The following is an 18,775-nucleotide window of genomic DNA, read 5'->3' on the forward strand; positions in this document are numbered from 1 at the left end:
GCGCGAAAGAGCCGCTCCCACCCTGATCGCGTCAGCCGCGGGCCAGTTCCGCCTGATGGGCAATGGCTTCCTCGCTCTTGAGGACCAGCACATCCCCTTCAAGGGCATCCAGCACCACCTCTGAGGTGTTGCCAATCAATGCCCCGGAAAGCCCCCTGCGGCCCACCGTACCAATCACCGTCACCACCGCAGCCAGCTGCTTCTCGGTATGCGGAATCAGCACGTCCGCCGGCCCTTCGGCAACATGCAGGCACGCTTCGCTGATGCCGTACTCGGCCTGGAACGCCTTGCACGCCTCGCGGTAGCGCTGCTCGATGGTATCGCTTAGCTGGTAGGTGGGGTCCGAGGCCGACAGCATTGGCGATGGGTGGGCGCTGATGACATGCAGCTCGCCTTTGGCCAGTTTGGCAATCTCAAAGCCATGGTCGATGATGCTGGCATGCAGCCGGCGATGATCTTCATCCTGGTTGCCTACATCTACTGCGGCAAGGATCTTGCCGCCGGTCCACGATCGTTCGCTCTTGACCATCAGCACCGCGCACGGGCACTGGCGCAGCAGCTTCCAGTCAATGGGCGTGAGCAGGGCCTTTTTAAGCGGGTTGTCCGGGCGGTGTTCCTTGATCACCAGTTCACAGCCTTCGGCCTGCTGCACGTGAATGATGGTGTCGTGCAGGTTGTCGCGCCAAGCCTCTTCGTGGGTGACATTGTCGTAACCGTCATCGTGCAACTGACTGCTCAATAGGCTCAGTAGCGCGCTGTGGTCATGCCGTTTGTCGCACATCAGCAGGTGCAGGCGCGCGCCGGTGACACCAGCGATCAGCTTGGCCCGGGTCAGCGCCCGGCTGTGGGCGTGCTCGGGGTCGAGGACGACGAGGATGCTGCGAACGGCTTGCATGGGCGTGCTCCCTTTGAAAGATGTGGCAGATGCCGGCTTAAACTGGGGCTGCTGCGCAGCCCATCGCCAGCAAGCCAGCTCCTACATCGATCGCGGCGACTCCAAGCCTGGCGCTGCCTTGTGGGAACTGGCCTGGCCCAGACTATAGTCGGGACTGGCCTCACTGCCGCTTGATGTGCATCAAGCATAGTCACTGGCGCCGCCCGCCGCCGCCGGTATAATCGCCGGCCCTGCCTGTTCTGTGTGGTTGCACGCTTATGTCCCTGACTCCCGAAATCGACGCCTTTCTTGGCTGCCCGACCCCAGACGCCTGGATCGAAGCAGCCCTGGCCGACCAGGAAACCTTGCTGATCGACCACAAGAACTGCGAATTCAAAGCCGCCAGCACCGCCTTGAGCCTGATCGCCAAGTACAACACCCACCTTGACCTGATCAACATGATGTCGCGCCTGGCCCGTGAGGAGCTGGTGCACCACGAGCAGGTGCTACGCCTGATGAAGCGCCGCGGGGTGGCGTTGCGCCCGGTGTCGGCGGGGCGTTATGCCTCCGGGTTGCGTCGCCTGGTGCGCGCCCATGAGCCAGTCAAGCTGGTGGATACGCTGGTGGTGGGGGCGTTTATCGAAGCGCGCAGCTGCGAGCGCTTTGCCGCGCTGGTACCGCACCTGGATGATGAGCTGGGCCGCTTCTACCATGGCCTGCTGAAAAGCGAAGCGCGCCACTACCAGGGCTACCTGAAACTGGCGCACAACTACGGTGATCAGGCGGACATCGCCCGCCGGGTGGAGCTGGTGCGCGCTGCGGAGATGGAACTGATCCAGTCACCGGACCAGGAACTGCGCTTCCACAGCGGCATCCCGCTGGCCCAAGCCGTCTGATTCGCGGCAGCCGGCCCAAGCCCAACGCACTGTGTGAGAAACCGTCTCAAGGCTTTTCACACGGCGCTTGGTGTCACCTGAGCCTAGTTACGCCGGCCCAGCAGCAGGCCCACCACCAGCCCAAGGCCGGCAGAAATGGCTACGGTCTGCCATGGATGGCCGCCGATGTAGTCCTGGGTGGCATTCACCACCGGTTGCGCCTTTTCACGCACGCTGCCAGCGGCCTGGCGTGCCTGCTTGAGTTTCAGGCTGACCTGCGCGCGCAGGCTGTCTGCTTCTTCGCCAACCAGGGCAGCGCTGTCATTCAGCAGCTTTTCCGATTCCTCGATCAGCGACTGCAACTCGCTGAACACCTGGTCCTTGATCTGATCGCTGTCGGCCAGCGCGGCGTTTTTCCGGGCCATGAACTCGTCCTCGTCGATGGGGGGTTAGAAAAATGGATGCCGCCGCGTCGGGAAAGTTGCGCCGGCTTAGCGATGTTGCGTTGCCTGGGTGTAAGATAGCGGCCATTTTCAAACATGCAGGTATCTTCATGAGTTTCAACCTGGCCAACATGAGCTTCGAGGAACGGGCACAGATCGAGGCAGAGAAGGCCCGGCTTTTCGAGATGTGGCAGAACAACCTGGGCAAGGCCAAGGGTGAAGCGGCCCGGTTGATTGCCGAAAAACCTCGGCGCAAGGGCAAGTGGGCCGAATGGGTACGCGCCGAGCTGGACGGCATGACGCCACCCGAATACGCCAGCATGGTGCGCAGTGAGGTCAACAAGCTGATGGCAGCGGCCAGCGCCGGCCGCTGAGTACCCCGCCGGGCGCTTACCAGTAGGCGCCCTTGGGCAGGTCCAGCTTGCCCTCGTCAGTGAAGCGCACGGTACCCAGCGGCCCGCTGGCGAGCTTGCCGCGCAGCTTGTACGGCAGGCCCTGCAGTGAGTCCAGCTGGCCCAGCCCGTAGGCCTGGCGCAGGAAAGAAAACGCCGTGATGCTGACAGGCACCACGATCACTGCCTCGTCGTAACGGCCAATGTGCCCTTGCTGGTCACTGACCCCGGCGGCCAGCGGCTGGCCGTTGACTTCCAGGTTTAGGGCGATGCCGTTGAAGTCGATCGGCGCCTCATTGGGGTTTTGCACCCGCATCTTCACCGCCATGCGCAACTCCAGCTCCTGCCCAGGCAGTGGCTCGATGCCGATCACGCTGATGTTCACCGGGTCGCGCGGCTGGAACAGTGCGCAGGCGGCCAGGCTGCTGGTCAGCAGCACGGCCATCAGTAGGCGGGTGTAGCGGTACAGACGGGCAGTCATGGGGGGACGACCTTGCCAGAGTGAACGAGTGGCCAGTGTGGCAAATACGCGTTGGCGTTGAAAGTATCGGCCCAGACGAAAGACCCTGTTTCTCATTAACGCCCAATAATTTCTCCTACCGGCCGTTCTTGAACCCATGCTGACGTCACCTGTGTCGGGCCCGCTGGCGGGTTTCCAGGCGTACTACGACGACCTGCTGCAGTTTCTGATGCGGCATTTGTCAGGCTTTGCGTGGTCCGTGTGAGAGAGAGCGACTCAGGCAAACGCCTTCAGCAAATCCTGGGCGAAGACATTGGCCGCCTCACCCACTACCTGCGCCCGATGCCGGGCCAGGGTAAATGGCACGATAAAATCCAGCCCCGGGTCCAGAGGCCACAACAGCCCTTCGGCCTCCCACGCCCGCGCGCAATGGTACGGCAGATAGCCAATATGCCGCCCCGACAGGATGAACGTCAGCACGCTCTCGATCTGCTCCGCCACCGCCATGCTGCGCTGGCTCTGGAACGGCTCGTCGCCTTTGAGAAAACGATACGGATGGCGCACCTGGTCCTGCTCCAGCAAGCGCGCTTGCGCGACGCCCGTCTCGCCGAACAATGAATGCCCCTTGCCGCAATACAGCCGTTGTCGCTCTTCGAACAACGGCTGGTAATCGAACGCGGCCTGGTTGCCGGAAAAGTAGCTGATGGCGTAGTCCAGCCGTTGCTCGAGCAATAGCCGCTCCAGCTCGGCCGGTGGCGCACTGATCAGCTCCAGCTGCACCGACTCTTCCCGGCTGCGAAACGCCGCGATGGCAGCCGCCAGCTTCAGGCTCACCGCCTTGTCCTGGTTTTCTGCCAGGCCAATGCGTACCGTCCCCAGCAGCCGCCCGGCAACACCATTGGCTTGCTGGCGAAACTGCTCGATGTTCAGCAGCAGCCCGCGTGCCGCTTCCAATAGCATTTCGCCTTTTTCCGTCAGGTGAAAACCGCCCTTGCCACGGCTGCACAGGCGGTAACCCAGCCGAGCCTCCAGTTGCGCCATGCGCTGGCTGATGGTGGGCTGGCTCAAGCCCGATACGCCTTGCGCGGCGCTGAAGCCACCAGCCTCGACTACAGTGACGAACAGCCGCAGCAGGTGCAGGTCGGGGTCGTGCACTTGTCCGAGCATTACATTGCTCCCGAGGAATGTCAGCTTTGCAAACTTGCCATTCTTGCAATGTAACCCGGCTGGCATGCTCGCGGCATCCACCCATTTGCCGAGGTGTCCGCCATGCGTCGATCGTTGTGCCTGTTGTCCCTGGTCCTGGCCTTGCCGCTGCAAGCCGAAGAGAAGGTCGTCAACCTCTACAGCTGGGCCGACTACGTCGCCCCGGAAACGCTCCAGCGCTTTGAGCGGGAAACCGGCTACAAGGTGCGCTACGACACCTTTGATACCACCGAAGTGCTGGAAACCAAGCTGCTGACCGGTGGCAGTGGCTACGACGTGGTAGTGCCGTCGTCCACCGTGCTGGCGCGGGCGCTCAAGGCCAATGCCCTGCAACCGCTGGACGCCCAGACCATGCCTGGCTATGCCAACCTCGACAAAGACCTGTTGGCCAAGCTCGCCGAGGCCGACCCCGGCAACCGCCATGCCGTGCCGTACACCTGGGGCACCCTGGGCCTGGGGGTGAACGTGGAGGCGGTGCGCCAGCGCCTGGGCGATGTGCCGCTGGACAGCCTCGATCTGCTGTTCAAGCCCGAGTACGCCAGCCGCCTGAAGGATTGCGGTATCGCCATGCCAGACTCGCCGCAGGAGGTGATCGGCGTGGCGCTGAACTACCTGGGCAAGGACCCTTACAGTCAGGACAAGGTTGACCTGGCCGCTGCGCAGAACCTGCTAAGCCAGTTGCAGCCGTCGATCAGCTACGTCGCCAATGGCCGGCAGATCAGCGACCTGGCCAACGGCAGCGTGTGCCTGGCGCTGACCTACAACGGTGATGCGGCGATGGCGGCCGACCAGGCGCGGCGTGCCGGCAAGCCGTTCGAGGTGATCTACCGCATCCCCCGCGAAGGGACGTTGGTGTGGCAAGACAACCTGGTCATTCCCAAGGGCGCCCCGCACCCCGAGGCCGCGCGGGCGTTCATCGCGTTCATGCTCAAGCCCGAGTCGGTAGCGGCACTGACCAACACGCTGTTCTTCGCCAACGCCAACCAGGCCGCCACGCCGTTGGTCGACGAAGCGGTACGCAACGACCCGGACATCTATCCGCCGGCCGAAGTGCGCCAGCGCCTGTATGCCGACCGCAGCATGGCCCTGGCCGACCTGCGCCAGCGCAACCGCCTGTGGACCGCTTTCCGCAGTCGCCAATGACCCTAACGACCGAGGAGCCCGACCGTGGATCAAGCCGCAAACAATGACCAGGCCATGACCCGCGACAGCCTGTATGGCACTGCCGCAGAAAGTACCTACGCCGGCATTACCAGTTTCTCGCGCCGCCGCTACAGCCGCGACTTGCGTGGGGTGGACGTGGTGGTCAGCGGGGTGCCGTTCGACACTGCCACCAGCAACCGCCCTGGCGCGCGCTTCGGCCCACGGGCAATCCGTGCCGCCTCGGTGCAGCAGGCCTGGGCCCGCCACTGGCCGTGGGCATTCGACCCGTTCGACCACCTGGCGGTGATCGACTATGGCGACTGCGCCTTCGACAGCGGCACGCCGCAGTCGGTACCGGACAGCATCGAAACCCATGCCGAACAGATTCTGCAAGCCGGCTGCGCCATGCTCACCCTGGGGGGTGACCACTTCATCAGCTACCCACTGCTCAAGGCCCATGCCCGCCGGCATGGCCCTTTGGCGCTGGTTCATTTCGATGCGCACAGCGATACCTGGCCGGACGAGGAGGGCAAGCGCATCGACCATGGCACCATGTTTTGGCATGCCGCCCGCGAAGGCCTGGTGGACCCGGCCCATTCGGTGCAGATCGGCCTGCGGACCACCAACGACGACAGCCAGGGCTTTGCCATTGTCGATGCCCGGCAGGTGCATCGGAAGGGCACCGAGGCGGTGATTGCGGCGATCCGCCAGCGGGTGGGCGAGCGGCCTGTCTACCTTACGTTCGATATCGACTGCCTCGACCCGGCCTACGCGCCCGGTACCGGTACGCCGGTATGTGGCGGGTTGAGCACGGTCCAGGCGCTGGAGATTCTTGGCGGGTTGCGCGGCATCAACCTGGTGGGCATGGACCTGGTGGAGGTGGCACCGGCCTATGACCATGCCGATATCACCGCATTGGCCGGGGCAACCCTGGCGATGGAGATGCTGTGCCTGTATGCGGCGCGGCACAAGGTGGATAAAGGCCAGTAACCTGGGCCCGCTTTGTGGCCCATTCGCAGCACCAGGCTGCTGCTGCGGGAGCACGCAGGTGCTGCGAATGGGCGCATACTGAAACATCAGGAATCAACTCCATCCGCATTCACGCTTTTGCCGCGAACCCCCGGCGCCTTAGGCTATCAAACCCACCAGGCGCGGCATTTTCGTACAGGAGGTGAAGCATGACCCCGACATTGCCCATCCTGGCCCTCGGCCTGGCTTTATGCCTGCCCGCGCACGCCGCCCCTGAGCCACCGTTGCCGCTCGCCGCCGGCAACAACAACCCCTACAACAGCCCGATCCAGCGCGCCAACCCCAACAGTCGCCAGGGCAGCATGCCGGCCACCCCGCCGGTCCGCGGCCCGTCCACCGACCCGTACCAGCGACCCCCGACACTGGACAATCGCGGCATCGGCAATGGCGATAACCTGCGCCGCCAGCAGCAAACCCCGAACCTGGAACCTGCCCGGCCACCGCGCGACAACCCGCGCGCGCCATGAGCCCATCTGAAAGGAATTCTGCATGCTTCGAGCACCCTGGCTAGCCACCCTCACCGCCGCCGCACTGCTGCCCTTGCTGGCGCAAGCGGCGGCTGAACAGCAGTTTCGCAGTGAAGAGGGCACATTGACTGTCAGCACTGTGGCCGATGGCCTGCGCAACCCTTGGGCGCTTGCTTTCCTGCCGGGCGGCAAGGACATGCTGGTCACCGAGCGCTCTGGCAACCTGCGCCTGGTCAATGCTGAAGGCAAGGTCGGCCCGCCGATCAGCGGCGTGCCGAAGGTGTGGGCCGAGGGCCAGGGTGGCCTGCTGGATGTGGTGCTGTCGCCCGCGTTCGCCAAGGACCGCACCGTTTACCTGTCCTTCGCGGAGGAGGGCAGTGACGGCAAGGCAGGGACAGCGGTCGGCCGCGGGCAGCTGTCCGAAGACCGCGCCCGGCTGCAGAATTTCACGGTGATCTTCCGCCAGCAGCCCAAGTTGTCGGTCGGCAACCACTTCGGTTCGCGTCTGGTATTCGACCGCAACGGCTACCTGTTCATCGCCCTGGGCGAGAACAACCAGCGCCCCACTGCCCAGGACCTGGACAAGCTGCAGGGCAAGATCGTGCGCATCCTCCCGGACGGCGAAGTGCCCAAGGACAACCCTTTCGTCGGCAAGGACAACGTGCGGCCAGAGATCTGGTCGTTTGGGCACCGTAACCAGCAAGGCGCCGCGCTGAACCCCTGGACCGGCAAGCTGTGGACCCACGAGCATGGCCCGCGTGGTGGTGATGAAATCAATATCCCCGAGCCTGGCAAGAACTATGGCTGGCCGATTGCAACCCATGGCATCAATTACTCGATGCTGCCGATCCCCGAGGCCAAGGGCAAGCATGTCGATGGCATGGTCGACCCGCACCACGTCTGGGAGAAGTCGCCGGGCATCAGCGGCATGGCGTTCTACGACAGCCCCATGTTCAAAGCGTGGGACCACAACCTGTTCATTGGTGCGCTGGCGACACAGGAGCTGATCCGCTTGCAACTGAAAGGGGACAAGGTGGTGCACGAGGAGCGCCTGCTGGGCGACCTGAAGGCGCGGATTCGCGATGTGCGGGTGGGCCCGGATGGCTACCTGTATGTGCTGACCGATGACAAGGACGGTGCGCTGCTGAAAGTGGGCCTGGCCAACGAAGCCTGAGAGCCCGGCATGTTATGCGGCCACTTGTGGGCGTGCCTGCGTCCACAGGAAGTTGCGCCATCCTGGTGCCCGCGCGCAAGTTGGTCCGTGGCATGAGGTACGTTGCGGCATTCGGGTAGAATGCCGCATGGCCACCACTCCCCATTCCCTCTATCAGCAAGCCCTGACCAGTCAGGGCTATGTCGCCGACCCTGCCCAAGCCCGCGCCGTCGATGCCTTGCAGGCCTGCTTCCTGGCGGTCGAAGGAGGCCGCCCGACCCGGGGCATCTACCTTTGGGGCCCGGTCGGCCGCGGCAAGACCTGGCTGATGGACCAGTTCCACCGCTGCCTGCGCGTGCCTGGCCGGCGCCAGCACTTTCACCATTTCATGGCCTGGGTCCACCAGCGGCTGTTCCAGCTTAACGGCACTGCCGACCCCTTACTGGCCCTGGCCCGGGAGCTTGCCGGGCAGATCCGCGTGCTGTGCTTCGATGAACTGTTCGTCAATGACATTGGCGACGCGATCATTCTCGGTCGCCTGTTCCAGGTGTTGTTCGATCAGGGTGTGGTGATCGTTGCCACTTCCAACCAGCCACCCGAACAGCTGTACCGTGATGGCTTCAACCGTGAGCGCTTTCTGCCTGCCATTGCCGCCATCGAGCGGCACATGCAGGTACTCCCGGTGGCCGGCGAGCAGGACCACCGCCTGCACCCTGGCGCCGAACACCAGCGTTACTGGGTGGCAGGGGCGGGGCAGGCCAGCCAGTTCAGCGAGGTGTTCCGCCACCTCAGCCCCGACGACGCGGGCACTGAGCAGCCTTTGGCGATCGGTTCCAGGCGCGTTCAAGTGGTGCGCCGCAGCGAACAGGCCATCTGGTGCCGCTTTGCCGACCTGTGCGAACAACCGCTCGCCGCCCTGGAGTTCATGGCGCTGTGCGACCGCTTCCCGGCCATTCTGGTATCGGCTATTCCGGCGCTGGGCGGTGAGCAGCGGGCCGGGCTTATTGCCCGTGGCACTGAGGATGCGGCGGCGCGGGTGGTGGCGGGAGACCGCGAGCTGCCGGCGCTGTCGCCCAAGGACGATGCGGTGCGCCGCTTCATTGCCCTGGTCGACGAATGTTACGACCGCCGGGTAGCGTTGTACCTGGAAGCGCAGGTGCCGCTCGATGCCCTCTACACTGAAGGGTATCTGGCGTTCCCGTACCAACGGACCCTGAGCCGGCTACGGGAGATGCAACTGCAACGCTTCGCTTGAGAAGGAGCCGAACCATGCAGCCGTTGTCGCATCATCTGCTGACCCAGGCTTACAACAATGGCTGGGCCAACCACCGCTTGTACAAGGCTTGCCTGCAACTGAGCCAGGACGAATTCGTCGCCCCGCGCTGCAGCTTCTTTCCGTCGATCAAGGCCACCCTCAACCACTTGCTGACGGTGGACTGGTTCTACCTGCACATGCTTGAGTGCGAGCAGCGTGGCGAGCAACCTGAGGCCGATGGCGAGCGCTTTTTCGACCCGGAGCAGCCGTTTGCTACCTGTACCGACCTGCATGCCGAACAAGCGCAGGCTGATCACCGCTTGATCACTTATTGCCGCACGCTGAACGATGACGAATTGCGCCGCTATGTGAGTATCGTGCGGCCCGAGCGCGTGCAGCGCGAGCAGCGGCTGCGCTTGTTGTCGCACCTGTTCGAGCACCAGGTGCATCACCGTGGGCAAGTGCATGCGATGCTCAGTGACACCGCGGTCAGGCCGCCGCAGCTGGACGAGTTTTTCTGCGAGGAAGAGGCGGGGTCGAGGGCAGACGATTTTGCCGAGCTGGGCTGGACCGAGGCGCAGGTCTGGAAAATGTAGGGGCTGCCAGGCAGCCCCGTTCATTGGCTTACTTCTTCAGCCACTCCACCAGCGTGCGATTGAACCGCACCGGCTCTTCGATCTGCGGCGCATGCCCCATGCCTTCGAAGGTGATCAGCTCACCCTTGGGAATCAGCTTGGCCACCTGCGGCCCCAGCGCTTCGTACTTGCCCAGCTTGGCCTTCACCTCTGGCGGCGCGATATCACTGCCAATCGCCGTGGTGTCTTTGTCGCCGATCAGCAGCAAGGTCGGCATCTGCAGGTTCTTGAACTCGTGGTACACCGGCTGGGTGAAGATCATGTCGTAGATCAGCGCCGAGTTCCACGCCACCGCTTGATGCCCCGGCCCTTTGTTCAGGCCCACCAGCATCTGCACCCAGCGTTCGTATTCCGGCTTCCAGCGCCCGGCGTAATAGGTCTTGCGCTCATAGTCGCGTACGCCCTCGGCATCCAGCTTCAGCTCGCGGGCATACCACTGGTCCACGGTGCGATACGGCACGCCAAGGGCCTTCCAGTCTTCAAGGCCGATCGGGTTGACCATGGCCAGCCGTTCCACCTGCTGTGGGTACATCAGTGCGTAGCGGGTGGCTAGCATGCCGCCAGTGGAATGGCCAAGGACAATGGTTTGCTGCACGCCCAGCTGTTCGAGCAGGGCGTGGGTATTGTCCGCCAGTTGCTGGAAACTGTACTGGTAATGGGCCGGCTTGCTTGAAGTACAGAAACCGACCTGGTCCGGGGCTATGACCCTGTAGCCGGCCTTGCTCAGGGCATCGATGGTGGTTTCCCAGGTGGCGGCGCAGAAGTTCTTGCCGTGCATCAGCACCACGCTGTGGCCGTTCGCCTTGCCTTGGGCGGGGACGTCCATATAGCCCATCTGCAGGGCCTGGCCTTGGGACGTGAAGTCAAAATGCTTGAGCGGATGCGGGTAACTGAAACCCTCGAGCTGAGGGCCGTAGGTGGGGGATTCGGCGGCGAAGGCCGAACCGCTGGCCAGGCAGGCGAGGGCCAGGGCGGTTGCGCGCAGCATGGGGGCACTCCATGTAGGACCATGTAGGAAAAGGGAATGTACCAGCCCATGGACCACGCGAAACGTGAAAGGTGTTACCAGGCGTGAAACCAGCCCAGGGTAATCATCGCCAGCACGGCATAGCGGCCGGCCTTGGCCACGGTCACCAGCAGCAGGAAGCGCCAGAACGGCTCGCGCATGATCCCGGCGATCAGCGTCAGCGGGTTGCCGATCACCGGCATCCAGCTGAGCAGCAGCGACCATTGCCCCCAGCGCTGGTAGCGCTGCTGCGCGCGCTCCAGCTGTGCCGCGCTGAACGGGAACCAGCGTTTGTCACGCAGGTGCTCGATGGCCCGGCCCAGCAGCCAGTTCACCACCGAGCCCAGCACGTTGCCCGCGGTGGCCACCAGCAGCAGGGTCGCCCAGGCCTGGGGTTCGCGCAGCAACAGGCCGACCAACACAGCCTCCGATTGCAGCGGCAGCAGGGTGGCGGCCCCCAAGGCGCTGAAAAACAGCGCCCACAGGCTGAGCATCAGTAGTTGGCGACCACGGTGTCCTGGCCATCCTGGGTCACCCCGATGACCTCATAGGCATCTTTGTGGTCACCCATTTCCATGCCTGGCGAGCCCATCGGCATGCCCGGCACGGCCAGGCCCTTGAGGTCGCTGCGCTTGGCCAGCAGGCGTACCTGCTCGGCCGGCACGTGGCCTTCGACGAACTTGCCGTCGATGACCCCGGTGTGGCAAGACGCCAAGCGCGGTGCCACGCCCAAGCGTTGCTTGACTGCGCTCATGTTCGGCTCGACGTGGTCGTTGACGGTAAAGCCGTTGTCGCGCAGGTGGCTGATCCAGGCCTTGCAGCAGCCGCAGTTGGGATCGCGGTAGACGTCGATGGTTTCGGCGGCCTGGGCCAGGCCGGTGATGGCCAGCAGGCCGACGGTAAGCAGGTGTTTGTGCAGCATGGTGAAACACTCCTCTGGACGCGCAGGCCAGCAGCATAGCGTAAGTGGCCCCAGGCGCAGGGGTGCCTGTTGCATTACCAGGATCGAACTGTCGCTACTGCACTCAACCTGGCAGGTCACGCATCAACAAGCCGTAGGCCAAGGGCACCTGTTCGGGAACTGGAAGGTAGATGGTATGGCCATCGCCGGGGGCGATCTGCAACGGTTGCCGCTGGCGATTGCTCATGTGCTCAAGGTCGAAGTGGTAGTTACCACGCGGGGTCATCAGCTCCATAGGGTCGCCTACCGCGAAACGGTTCTTGACCTTGACCTCGGCCAGGCCATCGACGCGCACGCCGGTCAGTTCGCCGACGAACTGTTGGCGTTCCGACACCGAGTTGCCACGCTGGTAGTTCTGGTACTCGTCGTGCACGTGACGGCGCAGGAACCCTTCTGTGTAGCCGCGTTGGGCCAGCGACTCGAGGTTACCCATCAGGGCACGGTCGAATGGCCGCCCTGCCACCGCGTCATCGATCGCCTGGCGGTAGGATTGCACCGCGCGGGCGCAGTAAAAGTGCGACTTGGTGCGACCTTCGATCTTCAGCGAGTGCACGCCCATGCCGGCCAGCCGCTCTACGTGCTGGATGGCGCGCAGGTCCTTGGCGTTCATGATGTAGGTGCCGTGCTCATCCTCGAACGCCGGCATTTCAGTGCCGGGGCGGTTGCTTTCCTGCAGCAGGAACACTTGGTCGGTCGGGGTGCCCAGGCCCAGGGTGGGCTGAACTTCGCGGACAATGTCGCCTGTGACGGTCTCGGTGGCGGGCGTGGCGTCGTACTTCCAGCGGCAGGCGTTGGTGCAGGTGCCCTGGTTGGCATCACGTTTGTTCAGGTAGCCCGACAGCAGGCAACGGCCGGAATAGGCCATGCACAGGGCACCATGGACGAACACTTCCAGCTCCATGCCCGGCACCTGCTGGCGGATTTCCTCGATCTCCTCCAGCGACAGCTCGCGCGACAGGATCACCCGAGTCAGGCCCAGCTGCTGCCAGAACTGCACGGCGGCCCAGTTGACCGTGTTGGCCTGCACCGACAGGTGCACCGGCATCTGCGCAAAGTGCTGGCGTACCAGCATGATCAGGCCGGGGTCGGACATGATCAGGGCATCCGGCGCCATGGCGATTACCGGCGCCAGGTCCTTGAGGAACGTCTTGAGCTTGGCATTGTGCGGGGCAATGTTGACCACCACGTAGAAGCGCTTGCCCAGCGCGTGCGCCTCCTCGATACCCAGCGCCAGGTTGGCGTGGTCGAATTCGTTGTTGCGTACCCGCAAGCTGTAGCGCGGCTGGCCGGCGTAGACCGCGTCGGCGCCATAGGCAAAAGCGTAGCGCATGGTCTTGAGGGTGCCGGCGGGGGCCAGCAGTTCGGGCTTGGCGATGGAGGTCATGGTGCACACCGGGGCAAAGGGCGCGGATGCTAGAGCCCCTGATCCATACACGTATTGATTTACGTCAAGGGAGTAGCGGCACTTTTGGCCAAGCGGCGCGCACTAATATCGCATAAGCCATTCGAGGACCTGAGATGAACGAAGCCGCTCTACAGAACAAAGCCTTGGCAGTGCTGCTGGCGCTGGTGACCATTGCCTTTGTCTGGATCCTGCTGCCGTACTACGGCGCGATTTTCTGGGCGGTTGTGCTGGGTATCCTGTTCGCCCCGCTGCAACGTAATTTGCTGATTCGCTTTGGCCGCAGGCGCAACCTGGCGGCGCTCACCACGACGGTGGTCTGCCTGTTGGTGGCGGTGCTCCCGGTATTCATCACCAGCGTGTTGCTGGTGCAGGAGGGCGCCACCCTGTACCAGCGCATCGAGAGCGGGCAGCTGGACATCGCCGGGTACGTCGAGCGCGGGATAAACATGCTCCCGGCGTTTGCCCAGCATGGGCTGGACAACCTGGGCATGGGCAACCTCGACGGCTTGCGCGACAAGATCACCAAGTGGGCGACCCAAGGCAGCCAGGTGCTGGCCAGCCAGGCGTTCAGCTTTGGCCAGGGTACGTTCGAGTTCCTGATCAGCTTCGGCATCATGATGTATTTGCTGTTCTTCTTCCTGCGCGAAGGCGCCGAAGTGGCGCGCCGGGTGCGGCTGGCAGTGCCGCTGCCCGAACACCAGAAGCGCCGCTTGCAGCTGAAGTTCAACCGGGTGGTGAGGGCGACGGTGAAAGGCAACGTGCTGGTGGCGATTACCCAAGGTGCGCTGGGCGGGCTCATCTTCTGGGTGCTGGATATCCCCAGCGCGCTGGTGTGGGCGGTGCTGATGGCATTTCTGTCGCTGCTGCCGGCAGTGGGTGCGGGTATCGTATGGGCGCCGGTGGCGGCGTATTTCCTGCTGACCGGGGCGATATTGTCGGGCTTCATCCTGACCGCGTTCGGGGTGCTGGTGATCGGCCTGGTGGACAACCTGTTGCGGCCGATCCTGGTGGGCAAGGACACGCGTATGCCGGACTACCTGATCCTGGTCTCGACGTTGGGCGGGCTGGCAGTGTTCGGCCTCAACGGCTTTGTGATCGGGCCCTTGATTGCGGCGCTGTTCGTGTCCAGCTGGGCGATTTTTGCCGCGACCAAGCCACAGGTGCAGTTGCCGCAGTAAAGCTGGCCAACGCAGGCGGGCGAGGGCAAGTTTGCAGGCTGGCCTGTTGATCGGGCCGCAATGCGGCCCGGTCGCGACACGAGGCCGCTCCTCTCGCTGCTGCGCAGGGCTTCAGAAGGCCTGTGGCATCTCGCCCTTGGCCAGGCGGCGGTTGATGTCGGCGATCACTTCCGGCAGCTCGTTGATGGTGTCGATCAGGTAGTGCGGGCGCGAGCCGGCAAACAGCGTGTGGATGCGCTTGCGCTCGCTTTCCAGCTTTTCCGCGCTCAGCGCGCGGTAGCCTTCCCAGGTCAGGCCCAGGGCATTACCCGAGCACACCAGCGCCACAGTCCACATGCCGGCACGGCGGCCTTCGAGAATGCCTGGCACGGTGTCGTCGACCTTCACGCAGGCCGCCACATCGTCAATGCCCAGGGCGATCACGTTGGCCAGGGCCTGGGCCGGCCACGGGCGGCCGTTCGGGGTTTCGTCAGTGGCTACCACATGGTCGGCCACGTAGCCGTTCTGCGCTGCCAGCGCCACCACCTTGTCCATCACCACTTTGGGGTAGCCCGAGCACGAGCCGATCTTCAGGCCGTTTTGGCGCAGCCCGGTGAGGGTTTCCAGGGCGCCGGGGATCAGCGCCGAGTGCACGGCGATCTTCTCGATCTGCAATGGCATGAAGCGGTTGTAGATGGCCGTGACATCATCATCGGTCGGGGGGCGGCCGAATACTTTGCGGTAGCGCTCGGCGATTTCCGGCACGTTACACAGGGTGCGAATGTGGTCCCACTTGCCCATGCCCATCGGCCCGCGGGCTTCCTCGATGGACACCTGCACGTCGAACTCGGCGAAGGCTTCGACAAAGATCTGGGTCGGGGCGAACGAGCCGAAGTCGACCACGGTACCAGCCCAGTCGAGGATGGCGGCTTGCAGCTGAGTAGGGTTGCTGTAGTTCATGTGCGCTGATTCCTGAAGTCGGGTAGGCAGAGGGTCAGATGTCGAGTACTTCCATTTCCCGCAGCACTTCGGCCACGGCATTCACGGCAGCTTGCATGCCATCCGCACCGACTACGCCAATGCAGCCGACGCGGAAGGTTTCGACCTGGGTCAGTTTGCCCGGGTAGAGGATGAAGCCTTTGGCCTTGACCCGCTCGTAGAAGTCCTTGAACTGGTATCGGGCATCGTTCGGTGCGTGGAAGGTGACGATGATCGGCGCCTGGATCTCGGCCGGCAGGAAGCTGCGCAGGCCGATGGCGGCCATGCCGTCGAGCAGGGTCTTGCAGTTGTCGGCGTATCGCTGGTGGCGAGCGGGCAGGCCGCCTTCTTCGTTGTACTGTTGCAGCGCTTCGTGCAGGGCGGCGACCACGTGGGTGGGCGGTGTGAAGCGCCACTGGCCGGTCTTGGCCATGTAGGCGTGCTGGTCGTGCAGGTCCATGGCCAGCGAGTGGGCATTGCCTTCAGCGGCGGCCAGGGCGGTTTTCTCGGCAAATACGAAGCCCATGCCCGGTACGCCTTCCAGGCACTTGCCGGAGGCCGCGATCAGTGCTTCGAAGGGCACTTCGCGGGCATCGATGGGCAGCGCGCCGAACGAGCTCATGGCGTCGATGATCAGGCGCTTGCCGTGGCGTTTGATGACCTGGGCTATTTCCGGCAGCGGGTTGAGGATACCGGTACTGGTTTCGCAGTGGATCAGTGCCACGTGGGTGATGGCCGGATCGGCGGCAAGCAGGCGATCGACATCGGCGGCGGTGGTCGGTTGGTCTTCGGCGGTTTCGAAGGTGCTGTAGGTGCGGCCCAGCACCTTGCAGATCTTGGCCAGGCGTTGGCCATAGGCGCCGTTGATCAGCACCAGCACCTTGCCGTCACGGGGTACCAGGGTACCGATGGCGGCTTCCACGGCGAACGTGCCGCTACCTTGCAAGGGCACGCAGTGGTGGCTGGCGCTGCCGTCGATGATCGCCAGGAGCTGCTCGCAGACGCTGGCGGTCAGCTGGTTGAAGTCGCGGTCCCAGGAGCCCCAGTCCACCAGCATGGCTTGGCGGGTGCGGATTGAAGTGGTCAGGGGACCTGGGGTCAGCAGAATCGGGGCGTTGCTCATTCCGTTATTCCTCACAAGCGGTGGGCAGAAGCTACGGGGCCTAGGTTGCAATTCACGCTGCCATCAATCAAATTGTTTGTTGTTATCCGAGCTATAAGTCAGGCCGATAAATATGAACCTGTTCCAGTTACGTGCCTTCGATGCCGTGGCCCGTGAGGGCAGCTTTACCCGGGCCGCTGCGCGTTTGTTCATCAGCCAGCCGGCGGTGACCGGGCACGTGAAAGCGCTGGAGGAGCACTACCAGATCACCCTGTTGCGGCGCACCGCGCGGCGGGTGGAGTTGACCGAAGAAGGCACTCGCCTGGCAGCCATTACCCGAGCCATGTTCGGTTTGGCCGAAGAAGCCCAGGCCATGCTGGAAGCCAACCGCCAATTGCTCACCGGCCGCCTCGAGGTGGCCGCTGACGGCCCGCATCGGGTCATGCCGATGCTTGCCGTATTGCGCGAGCGCTACCCGGGCATTACCGTCAACCTGCGCCTCGGTAACGCCCAGGAAACCTTGGCTGCGCTGCTTTCCGAGCATGCCGACGTGGCAGTGGTGACCGAGATCGAACCACGCAAAGGCCTGTACTTGCAGAACCTTTGCGAGTCGCGCTTGTGCGCTTTGCTGCCGGCTAGCCACCCTTGGTCGCAGGCGCAAAGCGATTTGCCGTTGGCTGAGCTGCACCAGCAGATCATGGTGTTGCGGGAACCCAGTTCGACGACCCGACGAACGTTCGACAAGGCTTGCAGTGCTGCCGGTGTGCAGCCGCGGGTGCTGCTGGAACTGGATAGCCGCGAGGCCGTGACCGAAGCGGTGGCCGCGGAACTGGGGATTGGCGTGGTGTCGTCGACGGAGGTGGCCAATGACCCGCGCGTGGTGGCCCGGCCCTTGGCGGGTCGGGGGCTGCTCAACCAGCACATGGTCGGGTGCCTGGAGCGGCGCAAGGAATTACGCTTGATCCAGGCGTTCCTCGGCCTGGCCTCCGCCCTGTGATGGCTGTTTTCAGCGGGGCAGCCTAAGATGGCCGGCACTGGGCCGACAGGATCGTCGATGAGCTATAAAGACACCATTTCCATGCAGCTTGTGCGTGAGGCGTTGTTGCAGACATGCCCCGCCGGTGAGCCCGATACCCGCCTGCTGGCCCGTGCCGGCATTGCAGTCGGGGAACTGAACCTGCCCGAGGCGCGGGTAAGTGCCGAGTCTTATGCCCGGCTATGGCGTTTGCTGGCGCAGCGCTGCAACGACGAATTCTTTGCCATGGACCCGCGCGGCTTGCGCAGCGGCAGCCTGGCGTTCATGTGCCGGGCCAGCATGGGCCAGCCGACATTGGGCGCAGGCCTCGAAACCGCGCTGGCATTCCTGTGGCTGATGCTCGAGGACCTGCAGCCGAGCCTGGTGCGTCAGCAGGGCCTGGCCGAAATTGTCATCAACGAACCGCGTGACACGCCGCGACGGGCATTCACTTATTTCACCTTCTGGATGATCGTGCATGGCGTGGCGTGCTGGCTGGCCGGGCGGCGCATCCCTATCCTGGCCATTGACCTGCGCTGCGCCGAGCCGCCGTTCTGTGACGATTATCGGGTGATGTTTTCGGAAAACCTGTGCTTCGAGCGCCCGCGTACGCGCATGATCATCGCGGCTGATTGCCTGGACCTGCCGCTAAAACGTAGCGAAGAGGAGTTGCAGCGGTTTCTTGCCGGTGCGCCCGACAATATCCTGGTGAAATACCGTGACCCCGCCAGCCTGGCGCGGCGCATCCGCGATCAGTTGCGGCGCATGGACCCGGCCGGCTGGCCGGATGCCGAAGCCGTGGCCGGTGGGCTGTGCATCTCTCTTTCAACCTTGCGTCGGCGCCTGGCGGAGGAGGGGCAAACCTACCAGGGGCTCAAGGACAGCGTACGCCGCGAGCAGGCCATTGCCTGGTTGTCCGACCCCGCCGTGGGCCTTGGCGAAATCGCCGAGCGGTTGGGCTTTGCCGACAGCAGCTCGTTCTACAAGGCGTTTCGCAAGTGGTTCAGTTGCAATCCGGGGCATTACCGAAGCCTGGTGCTGGGGCGACAAGCGCCCGCAGCGGAACAGCCCTGATACGCGATGAAGCTGCGCTGAAAACTGCCTTGCCTGACCTTCCTCTCCAGGCGTTTCATGCAGGCCCTGGGGCCGGTGGCTGAGGTTCCCCCTGATGACGGCGTGTATCAGCTGACAGAGTGGGTGTTTCCCATGTCAACGAAGA

The 18,775-nt window shown here is 63.8% G+C and carries 21 protein-coding genes; 11 read left to right on the forward strand and 10 right to left on the reverse strand.

Annotated elements, in window-relative coordinates; all coding sequences use genetic code 11:
* Positions 1 to 31: 31 nt before the first annotated feature.
* Positions 32 to 895, reverse strand: coding sequence for a universal stress protein (locus tag E8E68_RS01625; protein ID WP_266030784.1), 864 nt, complete (start codon positions 893 to 895; stop codon positions 32 to 34).
* Positions 896 to 1,152: 257 nt separating this feature from the next.
* Here E8E68_RS01625 and E8E68_RS01630 point away from each other — a divergent pair, with 257 nt between their 5' ends.
* Positions 1,153 to 1,770, forward strand: a complete 618-nt coding sequence (locus tag E8E68_RS01630) for a tRNA-(ms[2]io[6]A)-hydroxylase (RefSeq protein WP_266030782.1) — start codon at positions 1,153 to 1,155, stop codon at positions 1,768 to 1,770.
* Positions 1,771 to 1,853: 83 nt separating this feature from the next.
* Here E8E68_RS01630 and E8E68_RS01635 read toward each other — a convergent pair whose 3' ends face one another.
* The gene (locus E8E68_RS01635; RefSeq protein ID WP_110746922.1) at positions 1,854 to 2,174 is read right to left on the reverse strand and encodes a DUF883 family protein; all 321 of its coding nucleotides are present in this window, start codon (positions 2,172 to 2,174) and stop codon (positions 1,854 to 1,856) included.
* 128 nt (positions 2,175 to 2,302) lie between these two features.
* Between E8E68_RS01635 and E8E68_RS01640 the strand changes: the two genes are divergently transcribed.
* On the forward strand, positions 2,303 to 2,566 hold the full coding sequence (locus tag E8E68_RS01640; RefSeq protein ID WP_266030779.1) for a hypothetical protein: 264 nt from the start codon (positions 2,303 to 2,305) through the stop codon (positions 2,564 to 2,566).
* A gap of 16 nt (positions 2,567 to 2,582) precedes the next feature.
* Here the strand turns inward: E8E68_RS01640 and E8E68_RS01645 are convergent, their stop codons facing one another.
* A complete protein-coding gene (locus E8E68_RS01645) occupies positions 2,583 to 3,065 on the reverse strand; it encodes an LEA type 2 family protein (RefSeq protein WP_266030777.1) in 483 nt (160 codons plus the stop codon).
* 255 nt (positions 3,066 to 3,320) lie between these two features.
* Positions 3,321 to 4,211, reverse strand: a complete 891-nt coding sequence (locus tag E8E68_RS01650) for a LysR family transcriptional regulator (protein WP_280339342.1) — start codon at positions 4,209 to 4,211, stop codon at positions 3,321 to 3,323.
* Between the two features lie 102 nt (positions 4,212 to 4,313).
* Between E8E68_RS01650 and E8E68_RS01655 the strand changes: the two genes are divergently transcribed.
* The 6 genes from E8E68_RS01655 to E8E68_RS01680 all read left to right on the forward strand — a co-directional run bounded on the left by E8E68_RS01655 (position 4,314) and on the right by E8E68_RS01680 (position 9,893).
* Complete coding sequence (locus E8E68_RS01655; protein ID WP_266030774.1) at positions 4,314 to 5,393, forward strand: polyamine ABC transporter substrate-binding protein; 1,080 nt, start codon at positions 4,314 to 4,316, stop codon at positions 5,391 to 5,393.
* A gap of 24 nt (positions 5,394 to 5,417) precedes the next feature.
* Positions 5,418 to 6,383 carry an agmatinase gene (gene speB, locus E8E68_RS01660; protein ID WP_266030771.1) on the forward strand — a complete coding sequence of 322 codons (966 nt, stop codon included), beginning with the start codon at positions 5,418 to 5,420 and terminating at the stop codon, positions 6,381 to 6,383.
* Positions 6,384 to 6,571: 188 nt separating this feature from the next.
* A complete protein-coding gene (locus E8E68_RS01665) occupies positions 6,572 to 6,889 on the forward strand; it encodes a hypothetical protein (protein ID WP_280339345.1) in 318 nt (105 codons plus the stop codon).
* Between the two features lie 22 nt (positions 6,890 to 6,911).
* Positions 6,912 to 8,063 (forward strand): PQQ-dependent sugar dehydrogenase, encoded by a 1,152-nt coding sequence (locus E8E68_RS01670; protein WP_266030768.1) that lies wholly within the window; start codon positions 6,912 to 6,914, stop codon positions 8,061 to 8,063.
* 127 nt (positions 8,064 to 8,190) lie between these two features.
* On the forward strand, positions 8,191 to 9,297 hold the full coding sequence (gene zapE, locus E8E68_RS01675) for a cell division protein ZapE (RefSeq protein WP_266030767.1): 1,107 nt from the start codon (positions 8,191 to 8,193) through the stop codon (positions 9,295 to 9,297).
* A gap of 14 nt (positions 9,298 to 9,311) precedes the next feature.
* Positions 9,312 to 9,893, forward strand: coding sequence for a DinB family protein (locus E8E68_RS01680; protein WP_110746942.1), 582 nt, complete (start codon positions 9,312 to 9,314; stop codon positions 9,891 to 9,893).
* A 28-nt stretch (positions 9,894 to 9,921) separates the two neighbouring features.
* On the opposite strand, the gene E8E68_RS01685 is transcribed toward E8E68_RS01680, so the two are convergent.
* From E8E68_RS01685 to yegQ, 4 genes are all read right to left on the reverse strand, one after another.
* Positions 9,922 to 10,920 carry an alpha/beta hydrolase gene (locus tag E8E68_RS01685; protein ID WP_266030765.1) on the reverse strand — a complete coding sequence of 333 codons (999 nt, stop codon included), beginning with the start codon at positions 10,918 to 10,920 and terminating at the stop codon, positions 9,922 to 9,924.
* Between the two features lie 74 nt (positions 10,921 to 10,994).
* Positions 10,995 to 11,432 (reverse strand): YqaA family protein, encoded by a 438-nt coding sequence (locus E8E68_RS01690; protein ID WP_280339352.1) that lies wholly within the window; start codon positions 11,430 to 11,432, stop codon positions 10,995 to 10,997.
* Positions 11,432 to 11,860: a DUF411 domain-containing protein gene (locus tag E8E68_RS01695; protein ID WP_266030764.1), complete on the reverse strand. Its 429-nt coding sequence runs from the start codon at positions 11,858 to 11,860 to the stop codon at positions 11,432 to 11,434. Before E8E68_RS01695 ends, E8E68_RS01690 begins: the two co-directional genes overlap by 1 nt.
* A 103-nt stretch (positions 11,861 to 11,963) precedes the next feature.
* On the reverse strand, positions 11,964 to 13,283 hold the full coding sequence (gene yegQ, locus E8E68_RS01700) for a tRNA 5-hydroxyuridine modification protein YegQ (RefSeq protein WP_280339354.1): 1,320 nt from the start codon (positions 13,281 to 13,283) through the stop codon (positions 11,964 to 11,966).
* A gap of 134 nt (positions 13,284 to 13,417) precedes the next feature.
* Here yegQ and E8E68_RS01705 point away from each other — a divergent pair, with 134 nt between their 5' ends.
* Positions 13,418 to 14,482 carry an AI-2E family transporter gene (locus tag E8E68_RS01705; RefSeq protein WP_280339356.1) on the forward strand — a complete coding sequence of 355 codons (1,065 nt, stop codon included), beginning with the start codon at positions 13,418 to 13,420 and terminating at the stop codon, positions 14,480 to 14,482.
* 111 nt (positions 14,483 to 14,593) lie between these two features.
* Here E8E68_RS01705 and phnX read toward each other — a convergent pair whose 3' ends face one another.
* Both phnX and E8E68_RS01715 read right to left on the reverse strand, forming a co-directional pair.
* On the reverse strand, positions 14,594 to 15,421 hold the full coding sequence (gene phnX / locus E8E68_RS01710) for a phosphonoacetaldehyde hydrolase (RefSeq protein WP_280339358.1): 828 nt from the start codon (positions 15,419 to 15,421) through the stop codon (positions 14,594 to 14,596).
* 34 nt (positions 15,422 to 15,455) lie between these two features.
* On the reverse strand, positions 15,456 to 16,562 hold the full coding sequence (locus E8E68_RS01715) for a 2-aminoethylphosphonate--pyruvate transaminase (protein ID WP_280339360.1): 1,107 nt from the start codon (positions 16,560 to 16,562) through the stop codon (positions 15,456 to 15,458).
* A gap of 112 nt (positions 16,563 to 16,674) precedes the next feature.
* On the opposite strand from E8E68_RS01715, the gene E8E68_RS01720 reads away from it, so the two are divergent.
* Together E8E68_RS01720 and E8E68_RS01725 are read left to right on the forward strand one after the other, a co-directional pair.
* Positions 16,675 to 17,538 carry a LysR substrate-binding domain-containing protein gene (locus tag E8E68_RS01720; protein WP_266030759.1) on the forward strand — a complete coding sequence of 288 codons (864 nt, stop codon included), beginning with the start codon at positions 16,675 to 16,677 and terminating at the stop codon, positions 17,536 to 17,538.
* A gap of 57 nt (positions 17,539 to 17,595) precedes the next feature.
* Positions 17,596 to 18,630 carry an AraC family transcriptional regulator gene (locus tag E8E68_RS01725; RefSeq protein WP_280339362.1) on the forward strand — a complete coding sequence of 345 codons (1,035 nt, stop codon included), beginning with the start codon at positions 17,596 to 17,598 and terminating at the stop codon, positions 18,628 to 18,630.
* The last annotated feature ends 145 nt before the right edge of the window (positions 18,631 to 18,775 follow it).

Origin of the sequence: Pseudomonas sp. BN607 (assembly GCF_029871175.1) — a bacterium.
Classification (GTDB): Bacteria; Pseudomonadota; Gammaproteobacteria; order Pseudomonadales; family Pseudomonadaceae; genus Aquipseudomonas.